The sequence below is a fragment of the Pseudomonas sichuanensis genome (assembly GCF_003231305.1).
In the GTDB taxonomy this organism is placed as follows: Bacteria; Pseudomonadota; Gammaproteobacteria; order Pseudomonadales; family Pseudomonadaceae; genus Aquipseudomonas; species Aquipseudomonas sichuanensis.
Genome location: NZ_QKVM01000001.1, coordinates 27,561 through 44,699, shown reverse-complemented (window position 1 = coordinate 44,699; position 17,139 = coordinate 27,561). Strand labels below are relative to the sequence as shown.

General features: G+C 64.7%; 15 protein-coding genes and 1 other RNA gene. All 16 read left to right on the top strand.

Annotation, left to right across the window (positions count from 1 at the left end):
* Nucleotides 1-26 precede the first annotated feature (26 nt).
* The 16 genes from rsmI (at nucleotide 27) to ftsA (ending at nucleotide 17,135) form a co-directional block, all read left to right on the top strand.
* Nucleotides 27-869, top strand: a complete 843-nt coding sequence (gene rsmI / locus DM373_RS00215; protein WP_167409777.1) for a 16S rRNA (cytidine(1402)-2'-O)-methyltransferase — start codon at nucleotides 27-29, stop codon at nucleotides 867-869.
* Nucleotides 870-936: 67 nt separating this feature from the next.
* Nucleotides 937-1,296: RNase P RNA component class A (gene rnpB, locus DM373_RS00210), an RNA gene on the top strand.
* 308 nt (nucleotides 1,297-1,604) lie between these two features.
* Nucleotides 1,605-2,060, top strand: coding sequence for a division/cell wall cluster transcriptional repressor MraZ (gene mraZ / locus DM373_RS00205; RefSeq protein ID WP_021784148.1), 456 nt, complete (start codon nucleotides 1,605-1,607; stop codon nucleotides 2,058-2,060).
* Nucleotides 2,057-3,004 (top strand): 16S rRNA (cytosine(1402)-N(4))-methyltransferase RsmH, encoded by a 948-nt coding sequence (rsmH, locus tag DM373_RS00200; RefSeq protein ID WP_167409776.1) that lies wholly within the window; start codon nucleotides 2,057-2,059, stop codon nucleotides 3,002-3,004. Before mraZ ends, rsmH begins: the two co-directional genes overlap by 4 nt.
* Entirely contained in the window at nucleotides 3,001-3,294 is a 294-nt protein-coding gene (gene ftsL / locus DM373_RS00195) for a cell division protein FtsL (RefSeq protein WP_011535544.1), read from the top strand. The genes rsmH and ftsL overlap by 4 nt, the downstream gene beginning before the upstream one ends.
* A complete protein-coding gene (locus DM373_RS00190) occupies nucleotides 3,294-5,027 on the top strand; it encodes a peptidoglycan D,D-transpeptidase FtsI family protein (protein WP_167409779.1) in 1,734 nt (577 codons plus the stop codon). Before ftsL ends, DM373_RS00190 begins: the two co-directional genes overlap by 1 nt.
* Complete coding sequence (locus tag DM373_RS00185) at nucleotides 5,024-6,514, top strand: UDP-N-acetylmuramoyl-L-alanyl-D-glutamate--2,6-diaminopimelate ligase (RefSeq protein WP_425272550.1); 1,491 nt, start codon at nucleotides 5,024-5,026, stop codon at nucleotides 6,512-6,514. Before DM373_RS00190 ends, DM373_RS00185 begins: the two co-directional genes overlap by 4 nt.
* Entirely contained in the window at nucleotides 6,507-7,874 is a 1,368-nt protein-coding gene (locus DM373_RS00180; protein WP_110991624.1) for a UDP-N-acetylmuramoyl-tripeptide--D-alanyl-D-alanine ligase, read from the top strand. Before DM373_RS00185 ends, DM373_RS00180 begins: the two co-directional genes overlap by 8 nt.
* On the top strand, nucleotides 7,874-8,956 hold the full coding sequence (gene mraY, locus DM373_RS00175; protein ID WP_110991623.1) for a phospho-N-acetylmuramoyl-pentapeptide-transferase: 1,083 nt from the start codon (nucleotides 7,874-7,876) through the stop codon (nucleotides 8,954-8,956). Before DM373_RS00180 ends, mraY begins: the two co-directional genes overlap by 1 nt.
* Nucleotides 8,957-8,962: 6 nt before the next feature.
* Nucleotides 8,963-10,309, top strand: coding sequence for a UDP-N-acetylmuramoyl-L-alanine--D-glutamate ligase (gene murD / locus DM373_RS00170; protein WP_110991622.1), 1,347 nt, complete (start codon nucleotides 8,963-8,965; stop codon nucleotides 10,307-10,309).
* Entirely contained in the window at nucleotides 10,306-11,520 is a 1,215-nt protein-coding gene (gene ftsW, locus DM373_RS00165) for a putative lipid II flippase FtsW (protein WP_110991621.1), read from the top strand. Before murD ends, ftsW begins: the two co-directional genes overlap by 4 nt.
* On the top strand, nucleotides 11,510-12,589 hold the full coding sequence (gene murG, locus DM373_RS00160) for an undecaprenyldiphospho-muramoylpentapeptide beta-N-acetylglucosaminyltransferase (RefSeq protein WP_110991620.1): 1,080 nt from the start codon (nucleotides 11,510-11,512) through the stop codon (nucleotides 12,587-12,589). The genes ftsW and murG overlap by 11 nt, the downstream gene beginning before the upstream one ends.
* Complete coding sequence (gene murC / locus DM373_RS00155; protein WP_110991619.1) at nucleotides 12,582-14,030, top strand: UDP-N-acetylmuramate--L-alanine ligase; 1,449 nt, start codon at nucleotides 12,582-12,584, stop codon at nucleotides 14,028-14,030. The genes murG and murC overlap by 8 nt, the downstream gene beginning before the upstream one ends.
* Complete coding sequence (locus DM373_RS00150) at nucleotides 14,027-14,983, top strand: D-alanine--D-alanine ligase (RefSeq protein WP_110991618.1); 957 nt, start codon at nucleotides 14,027-14,029, stop codon at nucleotides 14,981-14,983. The genes murC and DM373_RS00150 overlap by 4 nt, the downstream gene beginning before the upstream one ends.
* 5 nt (nucleotides 14,984-14,988) lie before the next feature.
* Entirely contained in the window at nucleotides 14,989-15,858 is an 870-nt protein-coding gene (locus tag DM373_RS00145; RefSeq protein ID WP_110991617.1) for a cell division protein FtsQ/DivIB, read from the top strand.
* Between the two features lie 14 nt (nucleotides 15,859-15,872).
* Complete coding sequence (gene ftsA / locus DM373_RS00140; protein WP_110991616.1) at nucleotides 15,873-17,135, top strand: cell division protein FtsA; 1,263 nt, start codon at nucleotides 15,873-15,875, stop codon at nucleotides 17,133-17,135.
* The last annotated feature ends 4 nt before the right edge of the window (nucleotides 17,136-17,139 follow it).

Sequence of the window (17,139 nt, the reverse complement as noted above, 5' to 3'; positions counted from 1 at the left end):
ATGTTGCAGGGGCTTCGAAATCCACGATGGGAACGCTGTATGTGGTTGCCACACCCATCGGCAACCTGGACGACATGAGTGCGCGGGCACTGAAGGTGCTTGCGAGCGTGAGCCTTATTGCTGCTGAAGACACTCGGCATTCGGTGCGTCTGCTCCAGCATTTCGGTATCGATACGCCGCTGGCGGCCTGTCATGAGCATAACGAGCGTGATGAGGGTGGGCGCTTCATCACTCGGCTGCTGGCGGGTGACGACGTGGCGCTGGTGTCCGATGCCGGTACGCCGCTGATTTCCGATCCGGGCTATCACCTGGTGCGCCAGGCCCGTGCTGCGGGTGTGCAGGTGGTGCCGGTGCCAGGGGCCTGCGCCTTGATCGCGGCATTGTCGGCCGCGGGCTTGCCGTCCGATCGCTTCATTTTCGAAGGTTTCCTGCCAGCCAAGACGGCAGGGCGGCGCGCGCGACTGGAGCAGGTCAGGGAAGAGCCGCGCACCCTGATCTTCTATGAGGCGCCTCATCGCATCCTGGAATGCCTGGAAGACATGGAGGCGGTGTTCGGCGGTGAGCGCCCGGCATTGCTCGCGCGTGAGATCACCAAGACGTTCGAAACGCTCAAGGGCCTGCCGCTGGCCGAGTTGCGCGCATTCGTGCAGGGCGACAGCAATCAGCAGCGCGGCGAGTGTGTAGTGCTGGTGGCCGGTTGGGTCGCGCCCGATGACGAGCAGGCTATCAGTGTCGAAGCGCAGCGCGTGCTCGACCTGCTGCTGGCGGAGTTGCCGCTCAAGCGTGCGGCGGCGTTGGCGGCGGAGATCACCGGGGTGCGCAAGAACCTGCTCTATCAACTGGCGCTGGAAAAACAGCAACGCGACTGATGGCAAACTGATATTGTTTGTCGTGTCGCTTGTTCTTGAGCGCCGCTGCCGGTAACCTTGTCGGCGGAGAGTCGATCGGACAGTCGCTGCCGTCTTTTGTTCCGCAAAAGGCGGGGGAGGAAAGTCCGGGCTCCGCAGGGCAGAGTGCCAGGTAACGCCTGGGAGGCGCGAGCCTACGGAAAGTGCCACAGAAAATAACCGCCTAAGCACTTCGGTGCCGGTAAGGGTGAAAAGGTGCGGTAAGAGCGCACCGCACGGCTGGCAACAGTTCGTGGCTAGGTAAACCCCACTCGGAGCAAGACCAAATAGGGTTCCATACGGCGTGGCCCGCGTCGGAACCGGGTAGGTTGCTAGAGGCGTCCAGTGATGGCCGTCGTAGAGGAATGACTGTCCTCGACAAAACCCGGCTTACAGATCGACTCTCCACCCCTCCTTTCTCTGCTTGTTTCGATAGCAGATGCCTCTGGTAATACCAAAAAAATCTTACTCTTAATAAATCACTTTAACTTCGAACTCTATCCGCCTGAGTTCGCTTGATTTTTCCCGTCATTTTTCTTCGTGAGTAATCCTTTCCCTTCCCTTTGTTGCGCTAAATCCACGTCCTATAAGGGTTTTCCTTATGAACGCGCCTTGACGGTGTGGCGGGCGGATTCCTATAGTGTGCGCAAGTGGCAGAAAGTGGGATGAAGTGGGTTTTCTGGCACAAAAAAGCTACCATTGTGGGGAATCGCAGCCGTGTTCCGCGGAGCCAACGCCGTCAGCCTCGATGCCAAGGGCCGTCTCGCCATGCCGAGCCGGTACCGTGACGAGCTCGATTCGCGTTGCAATGGTCAATTGATCGTGACCATCGACGCAGTGGATCCCTGCCTGTGTGTTTATCCCCTCGATGAGTGGGAACAGATTGAAGCCAAGTTGCGCGCCTTGCCGTCGTTGCGTGAGGAAAACCGCCGCCTGCAGCGTTTGCTGATCGGCAACGCGGTTGACCTGGAGCTCGATGGCAGTGGGCGTTTCCTGGTACCGCCCCGTTTACGTGAATACGCCAAGCTCGACAAGAAGGCGATGCTGGTGGGGCAACTGAACAAATTCCAGTTGTGGGATGAGGATGCCTGGAACGTGGTTTCGGCAGCCGACCTTGCAGCTATTCAACAACCGGGCGCCATGCCCGATGAACTGCGTGACCTGATCCTGTGACCATAGATAGCGGCTTCAACCACATCACCGTCCTGCTCGACGAAGCTGTCGAGGCATTGGCCCTGCGCGCCGACGGTCGCTATCTGGACGGCACCTTCGGGCGTGGCGGGCACAGCCGCCTGATCCTCAGCAAGCTTGGGCCGCAAGGCCAGTTGCTGGGGTTCGACAAAGATCCTCAAGCGATTGCCACCGGGCAAGCGCTGGCGGCCGAAGACGGCCGCTTTGTCATTGTGCAGCGCAGCTTTGCCGAGCTGGGCGACGAGGTGCGCGCGCGTGGTCTGGACGGCAAGGTCAGTGGCGTATTGCTCGACCTGGGCGTGTCCTCGCCGCAGCTGGACGATCCCGAGCGTGGCTTCAGTTTCCTCAACGACGGCCCGCTGGACATGCGCATGAACCCCGACAAGGGCGTGAGCGCCGCCGAATTCATCGCCACCGCTCCAGTGGAAGAAATCGCCCGGGTATTCAAGGAATACGGTGAGGAGCGTTTCGCCGGCCGCATGGCCCGTGCGGTGGTCGAACGTCGCGAAAAGCAGCCTTTCACCCGAACCGGTGATCTGGCCGAAGTGCTCAAGGTCGCCAACCCTGCCTGGGAAAAGGGCAAGAACCCGGCCACCCGCGCGTTCCAGGGGTTGCGTATCCACGTCAACAATGAGCTGGGCGACCTGGAGGCTGGCCTTGAGGCCGCCCTGGAGTCCCTGGAGATCGGTGGTCGCCTGGTGGTGATCAGCTTCCATTCGCTGGAAGACCGCATCGTCAAGCTGTTCATGCGCAAGCTGGTCAAAGGCGAGGCCGACAACCTGCCGCGCAACCTGCCAGTGCAGCACAAGGTCTTCGAACCGAAGATCAAGCTCATCGGCAAGGCACAGTTCGCCTCCGCCGAAGAGCTCAAGGCCAACCCGCGGTCGCGCAGCGCCGTGATGCGGGTGGCGGAGAAGCTTCGGTGAGCCGGCTATTTGCCAAACCTTTGCCAGGCGGAAGCTTCCTGATGCTTCTGCTGTTCGTGGGTGTGCTCGTTTCGGCCATTGCCGTGTCTTACAGCGCCCACTGGAACCGCCAGCTGCTCAACACCTTGTACGGCGAGTTGAACGAGCGGGACAAGGCCCAGGCCGAGTGGGGGCGTCTGATTCTGGAGCAGAGCACCTGGACCGCCCACAGCCGTATCGAGACCCTCGCCAGCGAGCAACTGAAGATGCGCGTGCCGGCCGCTGACGAAGTGCGGATGGTGGCGCCATGATGAAGCTCGAAGGTGCACTCTATCCCTGGCGCTTCCGCGTGGTCATCGGCCTGTTGGCGTTGATGGCCGGTGCCATCTGCTGGCGCATCATCGACCTGCAGGTGGTCGATCGCGACTTCCTCAAGGGCCAGGGCGATGCCCGCAGCCTGCGCCATATCCCTATCCCGGCACACCGTGGCCTGATCACCGACCGCAACGGCGAGCCCCTGGCGGTCAGTACGCCGGTCACCACCTTGTGGGCCAACCCCAAGGAAATGCAGGTTGCCAAGGACCGTTGGCCGCAACTGGCCGCAGCGCTTGGGCAGAACCCCCAGCAATTGACCGAGCGCCTCACCCAGCAGGCCAGCAAGGAATTCATCTACCTGGTCCGCGGCCTGACCCCGGAGCAGGGGCAGCATGTGCTCGACCTGAAAGTGCCCGGTGTCTACGGGCTCGAAGAATTCCGCCGCTTCTACCCGGCCGGCGACGTCACCGCCCATATGGTCGGCTTCACCGACCTCGACGACCATGGTCGTGAAGGGGTGGAGCTGGCCTACGACGAATGGCTCGCCGGGGTGCCCGGCAAACGGCAGGTGATCAAGGATCGACGCGGCCGGCTGATCAAGGATATCCAGGTAACCAAGAACGCCAAGGCCGGTAAGACCTTGGCGTTGTCGATTGACCTGCGCCTGCAGTACCTGGCCACCCGTGAGCTGCGCAACGCCATCGCCGAGCAGGAAGCCAAGGCCGGCAGCCTGGTGATCATGGACGTCAAGACCGGTGAAGTGCTGGCCATGGTCAACCAGCCCACCTACAACCCGAACAACCGCCGCAGCATGTTCCCGGCGGCCATGCGCAACCGGGCGATCATCGACGTGTTCGAGCCGGGCTCGACGGTCAAGCCGATCTCGATGAGCGCCGCGTTGCAGAGCGGCCGCTGGAAGCCCACCGACAAGGTCGAGGTGTACCCGGGCAGCCTGCAGATCGGCCGTTACACCATCAAGGACGTGTCCAAGAGCGAAGGCCCGATCCTCGACCTCACCGGCATCCTGATCAACTCCAGTAACGTGGGCATGAGCAAGATCGCCTTCGATATCGGCGGCGAGGCCATCTACCGGGTGATGTCCCAGGTGGGTCTTGGCCAGTACACCGGCCTGGGCTTCCCGGGTGAGCGCGTCGGCAACCTGCCCAACCACCGCGAGTGGCGCAAGGCCGAGACCGCGACCCTGTCGTATGGCTACGGCGTGTCGGTGACCGCGCTGCAACTGGTGCATGCCTACGCGGCCTTGGCCAACGACGGCAAGATGGTGCCGCTGTCGATCCTCAAGGTCGACAAGGCGCCGGAAGCCGTGCAGGCGATCCCCAAGGAAACCGCCGAGACCGTGCAGGCCATGCTGCAGCAGGTGATCGAGGCGCCGCGCGGGGTGTTCCGTGCGCAGGTGCCGTTCTATCACGTGGGTGGCAAGTCGGGTACCGCCCGTAAAGCCACGGTCGGCTCCAAGGGCTACACCGAGAACGCCTACCGTTCGCTGTTCGCCGGCTTCGGCCCGATGAGCGACCCGCGCTACGCCATCGTCGTGGTCATCGACGAGCCGAGCAAAGGCGGCTACTTCGGTGGCCTGGTATCGGCGCCGGTATTCAGCAAAGTCATGTCCGGCACCCTGCGCCTGATGAACGTGCCGCCAGACAACCTGCCGCCACCCACCGATCAACAGCAAGTCAGTGCAGTACCCGCCAAGGGAGGGCGTGGATGATGACGATGCCATTGAGCAAGCTATTCGCCAACGCCAGCCGCGACCCGTTGATCCGGGAGCTGACCCTGGACAGCCGTGCCGTCCGCCCGGGCGACCTGTTCCTCGCCGTGCCCGGCGCCAAGGTCGATGGCCGTGACCATATCGCCGATGCCCTGGCCCGTGGCGCCGCCGCGGTGGCCTACGAAGAGCAAGGTGCCAGCGTACTGCCGATCACCGACGCGCCGCTGATCCCGGTCAAGGGTTTGATCGGCCAGCTGTCGCAGATTGCCGGGCGTTTCTATGGCGAGCCGAGCCGCCAGTTGAACCTGGTGGGCGTCACCGGCACCAATGGCAAGACCAGTGTCACCCAGTTGCTGGCCCAGGCACTCGATGCCCTCGGCCAGCGTTGCGGCCTGATCGGCACCCTGGGTACCGGCTTCTATGGCGAGCTGCAGAGTGGTCGACTGACCACCCCGGACCCGATTGCCGTGCAGGCGACGCTCAACGACCTGAAAAAGGGCGGCGCCAAGGCCGTGGCCATGGAAGTGTCCTCCCATGCCCTGGAGCAGGGGCGCGTCGCTGCGCTGGAGTTCGACATTGCGGTGATGACCAACCTGTCCCGCGATCACCTCGACTATCACGGCAGCATGGAGGCCTACGAGGCCGCCAAGGCCAAGCTGTTCGCCTGGCCGAGCCTGCGCTGCCAGGTGGTCAACCTGGACGATGCGTTCGGTCGTCGCCTGGCCGATGATTTTGCCCGTCGCCCCAGCAGCGATCACAGCGAGACCCGGCTGCTCAGCTATAGCCTGGAAAACCCGGACGCTTCGCTGTTCTGTCGTGAAGCCAGCTTCAATGACGATGGTGTGCGCGCCACCCTGGTCACCGCCCAGGGCGAGCGCACCCTGCGCAGTCAACTGCTGGGTCGCTTCAACCTGAGCAACATGCTCGCCGCCGTGGCAGCGCTGCTGGCGCTGGATTATTCGCTGGACGAGATCCTCAAGGTCACCCCGCAACTGCAGGGCCCGGTGGGCCGCATGCAGCGCCTGGGTGGCGGCGACAAACCCTTGGTGGTGGTCGATTACGCGCACACGCCAGATGCGCTGGAAAAAGTCCTCGAAGCCTTGCGCCCGCATGCCCACGGCCAGTTGCTGTGCCTGTTCGGCTGTGGCGGCGACCGCGATCGCGGCAAGCGCCCGCTGATGGCCGAAGTGGCCGAACGCCTGGCCGACCGCGTGCTGGTTACCGACGACAACCCGCGCACTGAAGATCCGCAGCGGATCTTCGACGATATTCGCCCCGGTTTCGCCCAGCCCGTCAGCGTCGAGTTCGTCGCCGGCCGTGGCGCGGCCATCGCCCACCTGATCGCTACCGCCAGCGCCAACGACGTGATCGTCCTGGCCGGCAAGGGGCACGAGGATTACCAGGAGATCAATGGCGAGCGCCATGACTTCTCCGACCTGGTCGAGGCCGAGAAGGCACTGGCCGCCTGGGAGGCTCCGCATGCTTAAGCCCATGACCCTCAGCCAGCTGACCACGGCACTGAGTGCGCGTGTGGTCGGTGCCGACGCCAGCTTCACCGGCGTCAGCATCGACAGTCGCAGCGTGGCTGCCGGTCAACTGTTCGTCGCGCTCACCGGGCCGCGTTTCGATGGCCACGACTACCTGGCTGATGTGAAGGCCAAGGGTGCGGTCGCGGCCCTGGTCGAACGGGAAATCGCCGGCGTCGACCTGCCGCAGTTGCTGGTCGCCGACTGCCGTGTGGCCCTCGGCCAGCTCGGTGCGCTGAACCGCGCCGGTTACGACAAGCCCGTGGTCGCCATCACCGGCTCCAGCGGCAAGACCACCGTCAAGGAAATGCTGGCCGCGATCCTGCGTACCCAGGGCCTGGTCCATGCCACCCGTGGCAACCTGAACAACGACCTCGGCGCGCCGCTGACGCTGCTGGAGATCGCCCCCGAGCACAGCGCCGCCGTGATCGAGCTGGGCGCTTCGCGCATCGGCGAAATCCGCTACACCGTCGGCCTCACCCAGCCTCAGGTGGTGATCATCAACAACGCCGGCACTGCCCATGTGGGCGAGTTCGGCGGCCCGGAGAAAATCGTCGAGGCCAAGGGTGAGATCCTCGAAGGCCTGGGCGAGGGCGGTACCGCCATTCTCAACCTGGCCGACAAGGCCTTTGAAATCTGGCGCAAGCGTGCCGGCGCTCATCGCATCCTGAGCTTCGCCCTGGACAACCCGCAGGCTGACTTTTACGCCAGCGGCATCGGCCGCGATGCCCGTGGCTGCCCGTCGTTCACCTTGCATGGGCCTGATGGCAGCGTGCCGGTGCAATTGAACCTGCTCGGCACCCATAACGTCAGCAATGCCTTGGCCGCCGCCGCCGCCGCCCATGCCGTTGGTCTGAGCCTGAGCGGCATCAAGGCCGGCCTCGAGGCCGTGCAACCGGTCAAGGGCCGCACGGTGGCGCAGATTGCGCCGAACGGTGTGCGGGTGATCGATGACAGCTACAACGCAAATCCCACCTCGATGTGTGCGGCCATTGATATACTCGCCGGCTTTTCCGGGCGCACCGTTCTGGTGCTCGGGGATATCGGCGAACTGGGGCAATGGGCCGAGGAAGGCCATCGTCAGGTAGGTGACTACGCCCGCGGCAAGGTCGATGCGCTTTACGCGGTAGGTGCCAACATGGCCTATGCGGTACAGGCTTTCGGCGCCAATGGCCGCCATTTCGCTACACAAGCTGAGCTGATCGATGCCGTCCGCGTCGAGACCGCCAGCGACACCACTATCTTGATCAAGGGCTCGCGCAGCGCTGCGATGGAAAACGTCGTGGCTGCACTGTGCGAAACCGGCGGGGAGAAACATTAATGCTGCTGCTGTTGGCTGAGTATCTGCAACAGTTCTACAAGGGCTTCGCGGTCTTCCAGTACCTCTCGCTGCGCGGGATCCTGGGCGTACTGACCGCGCTGACCCTGGCCCTGTGCCTGGGCCCGTGGATGATCCGTACCCTGCAGATCCGCCAGATCGGTCAGGCCGTGCGTAACGACGGCCCACAATCGCACCTGTCCAAGTCCGGCACCCCGACCATGGGCGGCGCGCTGATTCTGTCCGCCATCGCCATCAGCACCCTGCTGTGGGCCGACCTGACCAACCGCTACGTCTGGGTGGTACTGATCGTCACCCTGGCATTCGGTGCCATCGGTTGGGTCGACGACTACCGCAAGGTGATCGAGAAGAATTCGCGCGGCCTGCCAAGCCGCTGGAAGTATTTCTGGCAGTCGGTATTCGGCCTGGCTGCGGCGATCTTCCTCTACAAGACCGCGCCGACCAGCGTCGAGACCACGCTGATCATCCCGATGCTCAAGGACCTCACCATTCCGCTGGGTGCCGGCTTCATCGTGCTCACCTACTTCGTCATCGTCGGTTCGAGCAACGCGGTCAACCTGACCGACGGCCTCGATGGCCTGGCGATCATGCCGACGGTGATGGTCGGCGGCGCCCTGGGCATCTTCTGCTACCTGTCGGGCAACGTGAAGTTCGCCGAATACTTGCTGATCCCTTACGTACCGGGCTCGGGCGAACTGATCGTGTTCTGCGGCGCGCTGATCGGTGCCGGCCTGGGCTTCCTGTGGTTCAACACCTACCCGGCCCAGGTGTTCATGGGCGACGTCGGTGCACTGGCACTGGGCGCCGCACTGGGCACCATCGCCGTGATCGTCCGCCAGGAAATCGTGCTGTTCATCATGGGCGGTGTGTTCGTGATGGAAACCCTGTCGGTGGTGATCCAGGTCGCGTCCTTCAAATTGACCGGCAAGCGCGTATTCCGCATGGCGCCGATCCATCACCACTTTGAACTCAAGGGCTGGCCCGAGCCACGGGTGATCGTCCGTTTCTGGATCATCACCGTGATTCTGGTGTTGATCGGCCTTGCCACCCTGAAACTGAGGTAAACGAGCGTGTCACTGATCGCTTCCGACCAATTCCGCATCGTTGTCGGCCTCGGCAAGAGCGGCATGTCCCTGGTTCGCTTCCTGGCGAGCCGGGGCATTGCCTTTGCGGTCGCCGACACCCGCGAGCAACCGCCGGAACTGGACACCTTGCGCCGTGATTACCCGCAGGTGGAAGTGCGCTGTGGCGAGCTGGATGTGGACTTCCTGTGCCGCGCCAGCACGCTGTACGTGAGCCCCGGCCTGGCCCTGGCTACCCCGGCGCTGCAGCAGGCAGCGGCACGTGGCGTGACGCTGTCCGGTGACATCGAGCTGTTCGCCCGTTACGCCAAGGCGCCGATCGTGGCCATCAGTGGCTCCAACGCCAAGAGCACGGTCACCACCCTGGTCGGTGAAATGGCCGCCAAGGCGGGCAAACGTGTGGCAGTCGGCGGCAACCTCGGCACGCCGGCGCTGGACCTGCTCGATGACAGCGTGGAGCTCTACGTGCTGGAGCTGTCGAGCTTCCAGTTGGAAACCACCGACCAGCTCAATGCCGAAGTGGCCACGGTGCTGAACATCAGCGAAGACCACATGGACCGCTACAGCGGCCTGCCGGCCTATCACCTGGCCAAGCACCGGATCTTCCGCGGCGCCCGGCAGGTGGTGGTGAACCGCCAGGACGCGCTGAGCCGGCCATTGCCGGTGGAAGGCCTGCCGTGCTGGACCTTCGGCCTCAATACGCCGGACTTCAAGGCCTTTGGCCTGCGCGAAGTCGACGGCGAAAAATACCTGGCCTTCGAATTCCAGACGCTCATGCCGGTGCGCGAGCTGAAGGTTCGCGGTGCCCACAACCAGAGCAACGCCCTGGCGGCCCTGGCCCTTGGCCATGCCGCCGGGCTGTCGTTCGCGCCCATGCTCGAAGCCCTGCGCGAGTTCAAGGGCCTGGCCCATCGCTGCCAGTGGATCCGCGAGCGCAACGGTGTGAACTGGTACGACGATTCCAAGGCCACCAACGTCGGTGCGGCACTGGCTGCCATCGAAGGCCTGGGGGCCGATATCGAAGGCAAGCTGGTACTGATTGCCGGCGGTGACGGCAAGGGTGCCGACTTCGCCGCCCTGCGCGCGCCGGTGGCGCAACATTGCCGCGCTGTGGTGCTGCTGGGCCGCGATGCCGAACGCCTGGCTGAGAGCCTTGGCGATGCCGTGCCGCAGGTGCGGGTGAAAACCCTCGACGAAGCGGTGCAGCGCTGCGCCGAGCTGGCCCAGGCCGGCGATGCCGTGCTGCTGTCGCCGGCCTGCGCCAGCCTCGACATGTTCAAGAACTTCGAAGAACGCGGGCGCCTGTTCGCCCAGGCGGCGGAGGGGCTGGCATGATCTTCGGCATCCTCAAGCCGTACCCGTCGCCGCTGATCAGCGGCCGTGGCATCGACCTCGACTTCCCGCTGCTGGCCGGTTGCCTGGCGCTGCTCGGCCTGGGCCTGGTGATGATCACCTCGGCGTCCTCGGAAGTGGCCGCGGTGCAGTCTGGCAACCCGCTCTATCACATGTTCCGCCACCTGGTGTACGTCGTCCTCGGCCTGGGAGCCGGGGTGATGACCATGATGGTGCCGATCGCCACCTGGCAGCGCATGGGCTTCATGATGCTGATCTGCGCCTTCGGCCTGCTGGTGATGGTGCTGGTGCCCGGTATCGGTCGCGAAGTGAACGGTTCGATGCGCTGGATCGGCTTCAGCTTCTTCAACGTCCAGCCGTCCGAGATCGCCAAGGTCTTCGTGGTCATCTACCTGGCCGGCTACCTGGTCCGCCGGCAGACCGAAGTGCGCGAAACCTGGATGGGCTTCTTCAAGCCGTTCATCGTGCTGCTGCCGATGGCCGTCCTGCTGCTGATGGAGCCGGACTTCGGCGCCACCGTGGTGATGATGGGCGCCGCTGCGGCCATGTTGTTCCTGGGCGGGGTGGGGTTGTTCCGCTTCTCGCTGATGGTGGTGCTGGCGGTGGTGTCGGTGGTCGTCCTGGTCCAGGCCCAGCCGTACCGGATGGCGCGGCTGATCACCTTTACCGACCCGTGGTCCGACCAGTTCGGCTCCGGCTACCAGCTTACCCAGGCGCTGATCGCCTTCGGCCGCGGCGAGTGGCTGGGCGTGGGCCTGGGCAACAGCGTACAGAAGCAGTTCTACCTGCCTGAAGCGCACACCGACTTCGTGTTCTCGGTGCTGGCTGAAGAGCTGGGCGTGGTCGGCTCGCTGCTGACCGTCGCGCTGTTCGTCTTCGTCACGGTGCGCGCCCTGTACATCGGCCTGTGGGCCGAGAAGGCCAAGCAGTTCTTTGCCGCCTACATGGCGTTCGGCCTGGCCTTCCTGTGGATCGGCCAGTTCCTGATCAACATCGGCGTGAACGTCGGCCTGCTGCCAACCAAGGGCCTGACGCTGCCGTTCCTCAGTTACGGGGGCAGTTCGCTGGTGATCTGCTGCGCCTGCGTAGGCTTGTTGTTACGCATCGAGTGGGAGAGCCGCACGCACCTGGGCAGCGAGGAACACGAATTCAACGAGCACGACTTTGCCGAGGAGACCAGTCATGGCCGCTGACGGCAAGAACGTATTGATCATGGCCGGCGGTACCGGCGGCCATGTGTTCCCGGCATTGGCCTGTGCCCGCGAGTTCCAGGCCCGTGGCTACAACGTGCACTGGCTGGGCACCCCGCGTGGCATCGAGAACGAGCTGGTGCCCCAGGCCGGTCTGCCGCTGCACCTGATCCAGGTCAGCGGCCTGCGCGGCAAAGGCAAGCTGTCGCTGCTCAAGGCTCCGTTCACCCTGGTCAAGGCCGTGCTGCAGGCACGGCGTATCGTCCGTGAGCTCAAACCGGTCTGCGTGATCGGCTTCGGCGGCTACGTGACCGGCCCTGGCGGTGTGGCCGCGCGACTGTGCGGCGTGCCCCTGGTGATCCACGAACAGAACGCCCGCGCCGGTACCGCCAATCGTCTGCTCGTGCCGCTGTCGGCGCGGGTGTGCGAGGCTTTCCCGGGCACCTTCGCAGCCAGCGACAAGCTGCGCACCACCGGCAATCCGGTGCGTGCCGAGCTGTTCATGGATGCGCAGCGCGCGCCCCTGGCCGATCGCCGCGCGCGCCTGTTGGTCATGGGTGGCAGCCTGGGTGCGGAACCATTGAACAAATTGTTGCCTAAGGCCCTGTCCGAGGTGCCCGCGAACCTGCGGCCCGAGGTGTTCCACCAGGCCGGCAAGCACCATGCGCCGATCACCGCCGAGCGTTATCAGGAGGCGGGAGTCGAAGCGCAGGTGGAACCGTTCATCAAGGACATGGCCCACGCCTATGGCTGGGCCGACATGGTGGTCTGCCGGGCCGGTGCCCTGACCGTCAGCGAACTCGCGGCGGCAGGCCTGCCTTCGATGCTGGTGCCCTTGCCCCACGCCATCGACGACCACCAGACCCACAACGCCCATTATCTGGCTCGTGAAGGCGCTGCCTTCCTGATGCCGCAAGCGACAACTGGCGCAGCGCAGCTCGCTGAACGCCTGAACGAGGTGCTGATGCAACCCGAGAAACTCAACACCATGGCCGGCACCGCGCGTCGCCTGGCCAAACCTGCCGCAACCAGCACCGTGGTCGATATCTGCCTGGAGGTGGCCCATGGTTGAAAGCCAGAAAGCCATGCCGCAGCCCAAGATGGGCCGTATCCGCCGTATCCATTTCGTCGGTATCGGCGGCGTGGGCATGTGCGGTATCGCCGAAGTGCTGCTGAACCTGGGCTATGAAGTGTCCGGTTCCGACCTCAAGACCTCGCCGGTCACCGAACGCCTGGAATCGTTCGGCGCCGAGATCTTCGTCGGCCACCGCGCCGAGAACGCCGCCAGCGCCGATGTGCTGGTGGTGTCCAGCGCGATCAACCCGGCCAACCCGGAAGTCGCCACCGCGCTCGAGCGCCGCATCCCGGTGGTGCCGCGTGCCGAGATGCTCGCCGAACTGATGCGCTATCGCCACGGTATCGCCGTGGCCGGCACCCACGGCAAGACCACCACCACCAGCCTGCTGGCCTCGGTGTTCGCCGCCGGTGGCCTGGACCCGACCTTCGTCATCGGTGGCCGGCTGACTGCCGCCGGCACCAATGCGCAGCTGGGCACCAGCCGCTACCTGATTGCCGAAGCCGACGAAAGCGATGCCAGCTTCCTGCACCTGCAGCCGATGGTTGCCGTGGTCACCAACATCGACGCCGACCACATGGCGACCTACGAAGGCGACTTCAACAAGCTGAAGAAGACCTTCGTCGAGTTCCTGCACAACCTGCCGTTCTACGGCCTGGCCGTGATGTGCCTGGACGACCCGGTAGTGCGCGAGATCCTGCCGCAGGTCAAGCGCCCGACGGTCACCTACGGCTTCAGCGAAGAGGCCGACATCCGCGCCATCAACGTGCGCCAGCAGGGCATGCAGACCCACTTCACCGTGCTGCGCCGCGACCGCGAGCCGCTCGAGGTGTCGGTGAACATGCCGGGCAACCACAACGTGCTCAATGCCCTGGCCACCATCGCCATCGCCACTGACGAAGGCATCAGCGACGAGGCCATCGTCCAGGGCCTGTCCGGCTTCCAGGGCGTCGGCCGACGCTTCCAGGTGTACGGCGAGCTGCCGGTCGAAGGCGGCAGCGTGATGCTGGTCGACGACTACGGCCATCACCCGACCGAAGTTGCCGCGGTGATCAAGGCCGTGCGCGGCGGCTGGCCAAGCCGGCGCCTGGTGATTGTCTACCAGCCGCACCGCTACAGCCGTACCCGCGACCTGTACGACGACTTCGTGCAGGTGCTGGGCGACGCCAACGTGCTGCTGCTGATGGAAGTCTACCCGGCCGGCGAAGAGCCTATCCCGGGCGCCGACAGCCGCCAGCTGTGCCACAGCATCCGCCAGCGCGGCAAGCTGGACCCGATCTACATCGAACGTGGCGCCGAGCTGGCGCCGCTGGTGCAGCCGCTGCTGCGCGCCGGCGACATCCTGATCTGCCAGGGTGCCGGTGACGTCGGCGGGCTGGCCCCGCAACTGATGAAAAGCCCGCTGTTCGCTGGCGCCAAGCAGGAGAAGTCGAAATGACCAGCGCCTACGACACGCTGCATTCCACCCTCGACGTCAAGGCCTTCGGCCGCGTCGCCGTGCTGTACGGCGGCAAGAGCGCCGAGCGCGCGGTGTCGCTCAAGTCCGGCGCCGCGGTGATCGAGGCGCTGACCAGCGCCGGTGTCGACGTGGTCGCCATCGACGTGGGCGATGACCTGCTGGCTCGCCTGCAGAACGAGAAGATCGACCGCGCCTTCATCATCCTCCACGGCCGTGGCGGTGAAGATGGCAGCATGCAAGGCCTGCTCGAGTGCCTCGGCATTCCTTACACCGGCAGCGGCATCCTCGCGTCGGCACTGGCCATGGACAAGCTGCGCACCAAGCAGGTGTGGCAGAGCCTGGGCATTCCAACCCCGCGCCACGCCGTGTTGGCCAGCGAGCAGGATTGTGTTACCGCCAGTGCGGAACTGGGCTTCCCGCTGATCGTCAAACCTGCCCATGAAGGTTCGAGCATCGGCATGGCCAAGGTGAACAGCGAGCAGGAACTGATCGCCGCCTGGCAAGACGCCGCCAAATACGATTCGCAAGTACTGGTCGAGCAATGGATTCACGGCCCGGAGTTCACCATCGCCGTGCTGCGTGGCCAGGTGCTGCCGCCGATCGCGCTGGGCACCCCGCACGTGTTCTACGACTACGACGCCAAGTACATCGCCAATGACACCCAGTACCGCATCCCGTGCGGCCTGGACAGCGTCAAGGAACAAGAGCTGATCGACCTGACCGCGCGTGCCTGCGATGCCATCGGCATCGAAGGCTGGGGCCGGCTGGACGTGATGCAGGACGAGCAGGGCCGGTTCTGGCTGCTCGAAGTCAACACCGCACCTGGCATGACCGATCATAGCCTGGTGCCCATGGCGGCCCGCGCGGCCGGCCTGGACTTCCAGCAACTGGTGCTGGCGATCCTGGCCGACAGCGTAGCGACGCGAGGTTAACAGCCATGCAAGGCGCGATGATACGTCAGCAGCAACCCGTCCCCGGCCGCAGCAAGCCGGTGCCGCGTGGTGCCAGCCGACTGGTGGCCGACGAGCCCGTATCGGCGCGCCTGCCCCGTCCCAACTTCGGCGGCCTCAAGCGCCTGTTGTGGCCGGTGCTGCTGGTGGCTGCAGGCTTTGGCGCCTATGAAGGCGCAATCCGCCTGATGCCGTATGCCGACCGGCCGATCACCAAGATCGCCGTGCAGGGCGACCTCAGCTACATCAGCCAGCAGGCGGTGCAGCAGCGTATCGCGCCCTATGTGGCGGCGAGCTTCTTCACCGTCGACCTGACGGCCATGCGCGTCGAGCTGGAACAGATGCCGTGGATCGCCCACGCCGAAGTGCGCAGGGTCTGGCCGGACGAAGTGGTGATCCGCCTGGAAGAACAACTGCCGGTGGCGCGCTGGGGTGACGAGGCCCTGCTCAACAACCAGGGCCAGGCTTTCACCCCGCGCGAGCTGGCCAACTACGAGCATCTGCCGCAGCTGTTCGGGCCGCAGCGGGCTCAGCAACAAGTCATGCAGCAGTATCAGGTATTGAGCCAGATGCTGCGCCCCATGGGCTTTTCCATCGCTCGCCTGGAGCTGCGCGAGCGAGGCAGCTGGTTCCTGACCACTGGCGCGGGCAGCGCCGGGCCAGGCATCGAACTGCTGTTGGGGCGCGACCATCTGGTGGAGAAAATGCGCCGTTTCATTGCCATTTACGACAAAACGCTTAAAGACCAGATCACCACCATCGCCCGCATCGATCTGCGTTACGCCAACGGTCTGGCCGTTGGTTGGCGGGAACCGAATGCACCGACGACGGCCCAACCCGCCGTTGCGAAGAATTAGAGAGAGGCAGGACCATGGCAAACGCGCATAGCGGCAAAATGATCGTCGGGCTGGACATCGGCACCTCCAAGGTGGTGGCGCTGGTGGGGGAAGTCGGCGAAGACGGTACCCTGGAAATCGTCGGTATCGGTACTCACCCGTCCCGCGGCCTGAAGAAGGGCGTGGTGGTGAACATCGAGTCCACCGTGCAGTCGATCCAGCGCGCCGTGGAAGAGGCCCAGCTGATGGCCGGTTGCCGTATCCACTCGGCGTTCGTCGGCGTGGCCGGCAATCACATCCGCAGCCTGAACTCCCACGGCATCGTCGCCATCCGCGATCGCGAAGTCAGCACCGCCGACCTTGAGCGCGTACTCGACGCGGCCCAGGCCGTGGCGATCCCGGCCGATCAGCGCGTGTTGCACACCCTGCCGCAGGACTACGTGATCGACAACCAGGAAGGCGTGCGCGAGCCACTGGGCATGTCCGGCGTGCGTCTGGAGGCCAAGGTCCACGTGGTCACCTGCGCGGTCAACGCCGCGCAGAACATCGAAAAGTGCGTGCGCCGCTGTGGCCTGGAAATCGACGACATCATCCTCGAGCAGCTCGCTTCGGCCTACTCGGTGCTGACCGACGACGAGAAAGAGCTGGGCGTGTGCCTGGTGGACATCGGTGGCGGCACCACCGACATCGCCATCTTCACCGAAGGCGCGATCCGCCACACCGCGGTGATCCCGATCGCCGGCGACCAGGTCACCAACGACATTGCCATGGCCCTGCGCACACCCACGCAGTACGCCGAGGAAATCAAGATCCGCTACGCCTGCGCCCTGGCCAAACTGGCTGGCGCCGGCGAGACCATCAAGGTGCCGAGCGTGGGCGACCGCCCACCGCGCGAGCTGTCGCGCCAGGCCCTGGCCGAGGTCGTCGAGCCCCGTTACGACGAGCTCTTCACCCTGATCCAGGCCGAGCTGCGCCGCAGCGGCTACGAGGACCTGGTGCCGGCCGGCATCGTCCTCACCGGCGGTACCGCGAAGATGGAAGGCGCCGTGGAACTGGCCGAGGAAATCTTCCACATGCCGGTACGCCTGGGCGTACCGCACAGCGTTCGGGGGCTGAGCGACGTGGTGCGCAACCCGATCTATTCCACCGGCGTGGGGCTGCTCACCTACGGGCTGCAGAAGCAGTCCGAGGACCTGTCCCTGACCGGCATCAGCAACAGCAGCAACAACAGCTATGGCGATGAACCGAAGGCCCCGGTGCTTGAGCGACTCAAGCGTTGGGTCCAGGGCAACTTCTAAGTTT

Excerpts from the sequence above, each read along its gene's own strand:
- rsmI (WP_167409777.1), top strand. The coding sequence starts at position 27 with ATGGGAACGCTGTATGTGGTTGCCACACCCATCGGCAACCTGGACGAC.
- DM373_RS00190 (WP_167409779.1), top strand. The coding sequence starts at position 3,294 with ATGAAGCTCGAAGGTGCACTCTATCCCTGGCGCTTCCGCGTGGTCATC.
- DM373_RS00185 (WP_425272550.1), top strand. The coding sequence starts at position 5,024 with ATGATGACGATGCCATTGAGCAAGCTATTCGCCAACGCCAGCCGCGAC.
- DM373_RS00180 (WP_110991624.1), top strand. The coding sequence starts at position 6,507 with ATGCTTAAGCCCATGACCCTCAGCCAGCTGACCACGGCACTGAGTGCG.
- mraY (WP_110991623.1), top strand. The coding sequence starts at position 7,874 with ATGCTGCTGCTGTTGGCTGAGTATCTGCAACAGTTCTACAAGGGCTTC.
- ftsW (WP_110991621.1), top strand. The coding sequence starts at position 10,306 with ATGATCTTCGGCATCCTCAAGCCGTACCCGTCGCCGCTGATCAGCGGC.
- murG (WP_110991620.1), top strand. The coding sequence starts at position 11,510 with ATGGCCGCTGACGGCAAGAACGTATTGATCATGGCCGGCGGTACCGGC.
- murC (WP_110991619.1), top strand. The coding sequence starts at position 12,582 with ATGGTTGAAAGCCAGAAAGCCATGCCGCAGCCCAAGATGGGCCGTATC.
- DM373_RS00150 (WP_110991618.1), top strand. The coding sequence starts at position 14,027 with ATGACCAGCGCCTACGACACGCTGCATTCCACCCTCGACGTCAAGGCC.
- DM373_RS00145 (WP_110991617.1), top strand. The coding sequence starts at position 14,989 with ATGCAAGGCGCGATGATACGTCAGCAGCAACCCGTCCCCGGCCGCAGC.
- ftsA (WP_110991616.1), top strand. The coding sequence starts at position 15,873 with ATGGCAAACGCGCATAGCGGCAAAATGATCGTCGGGCTGGACATCGGC.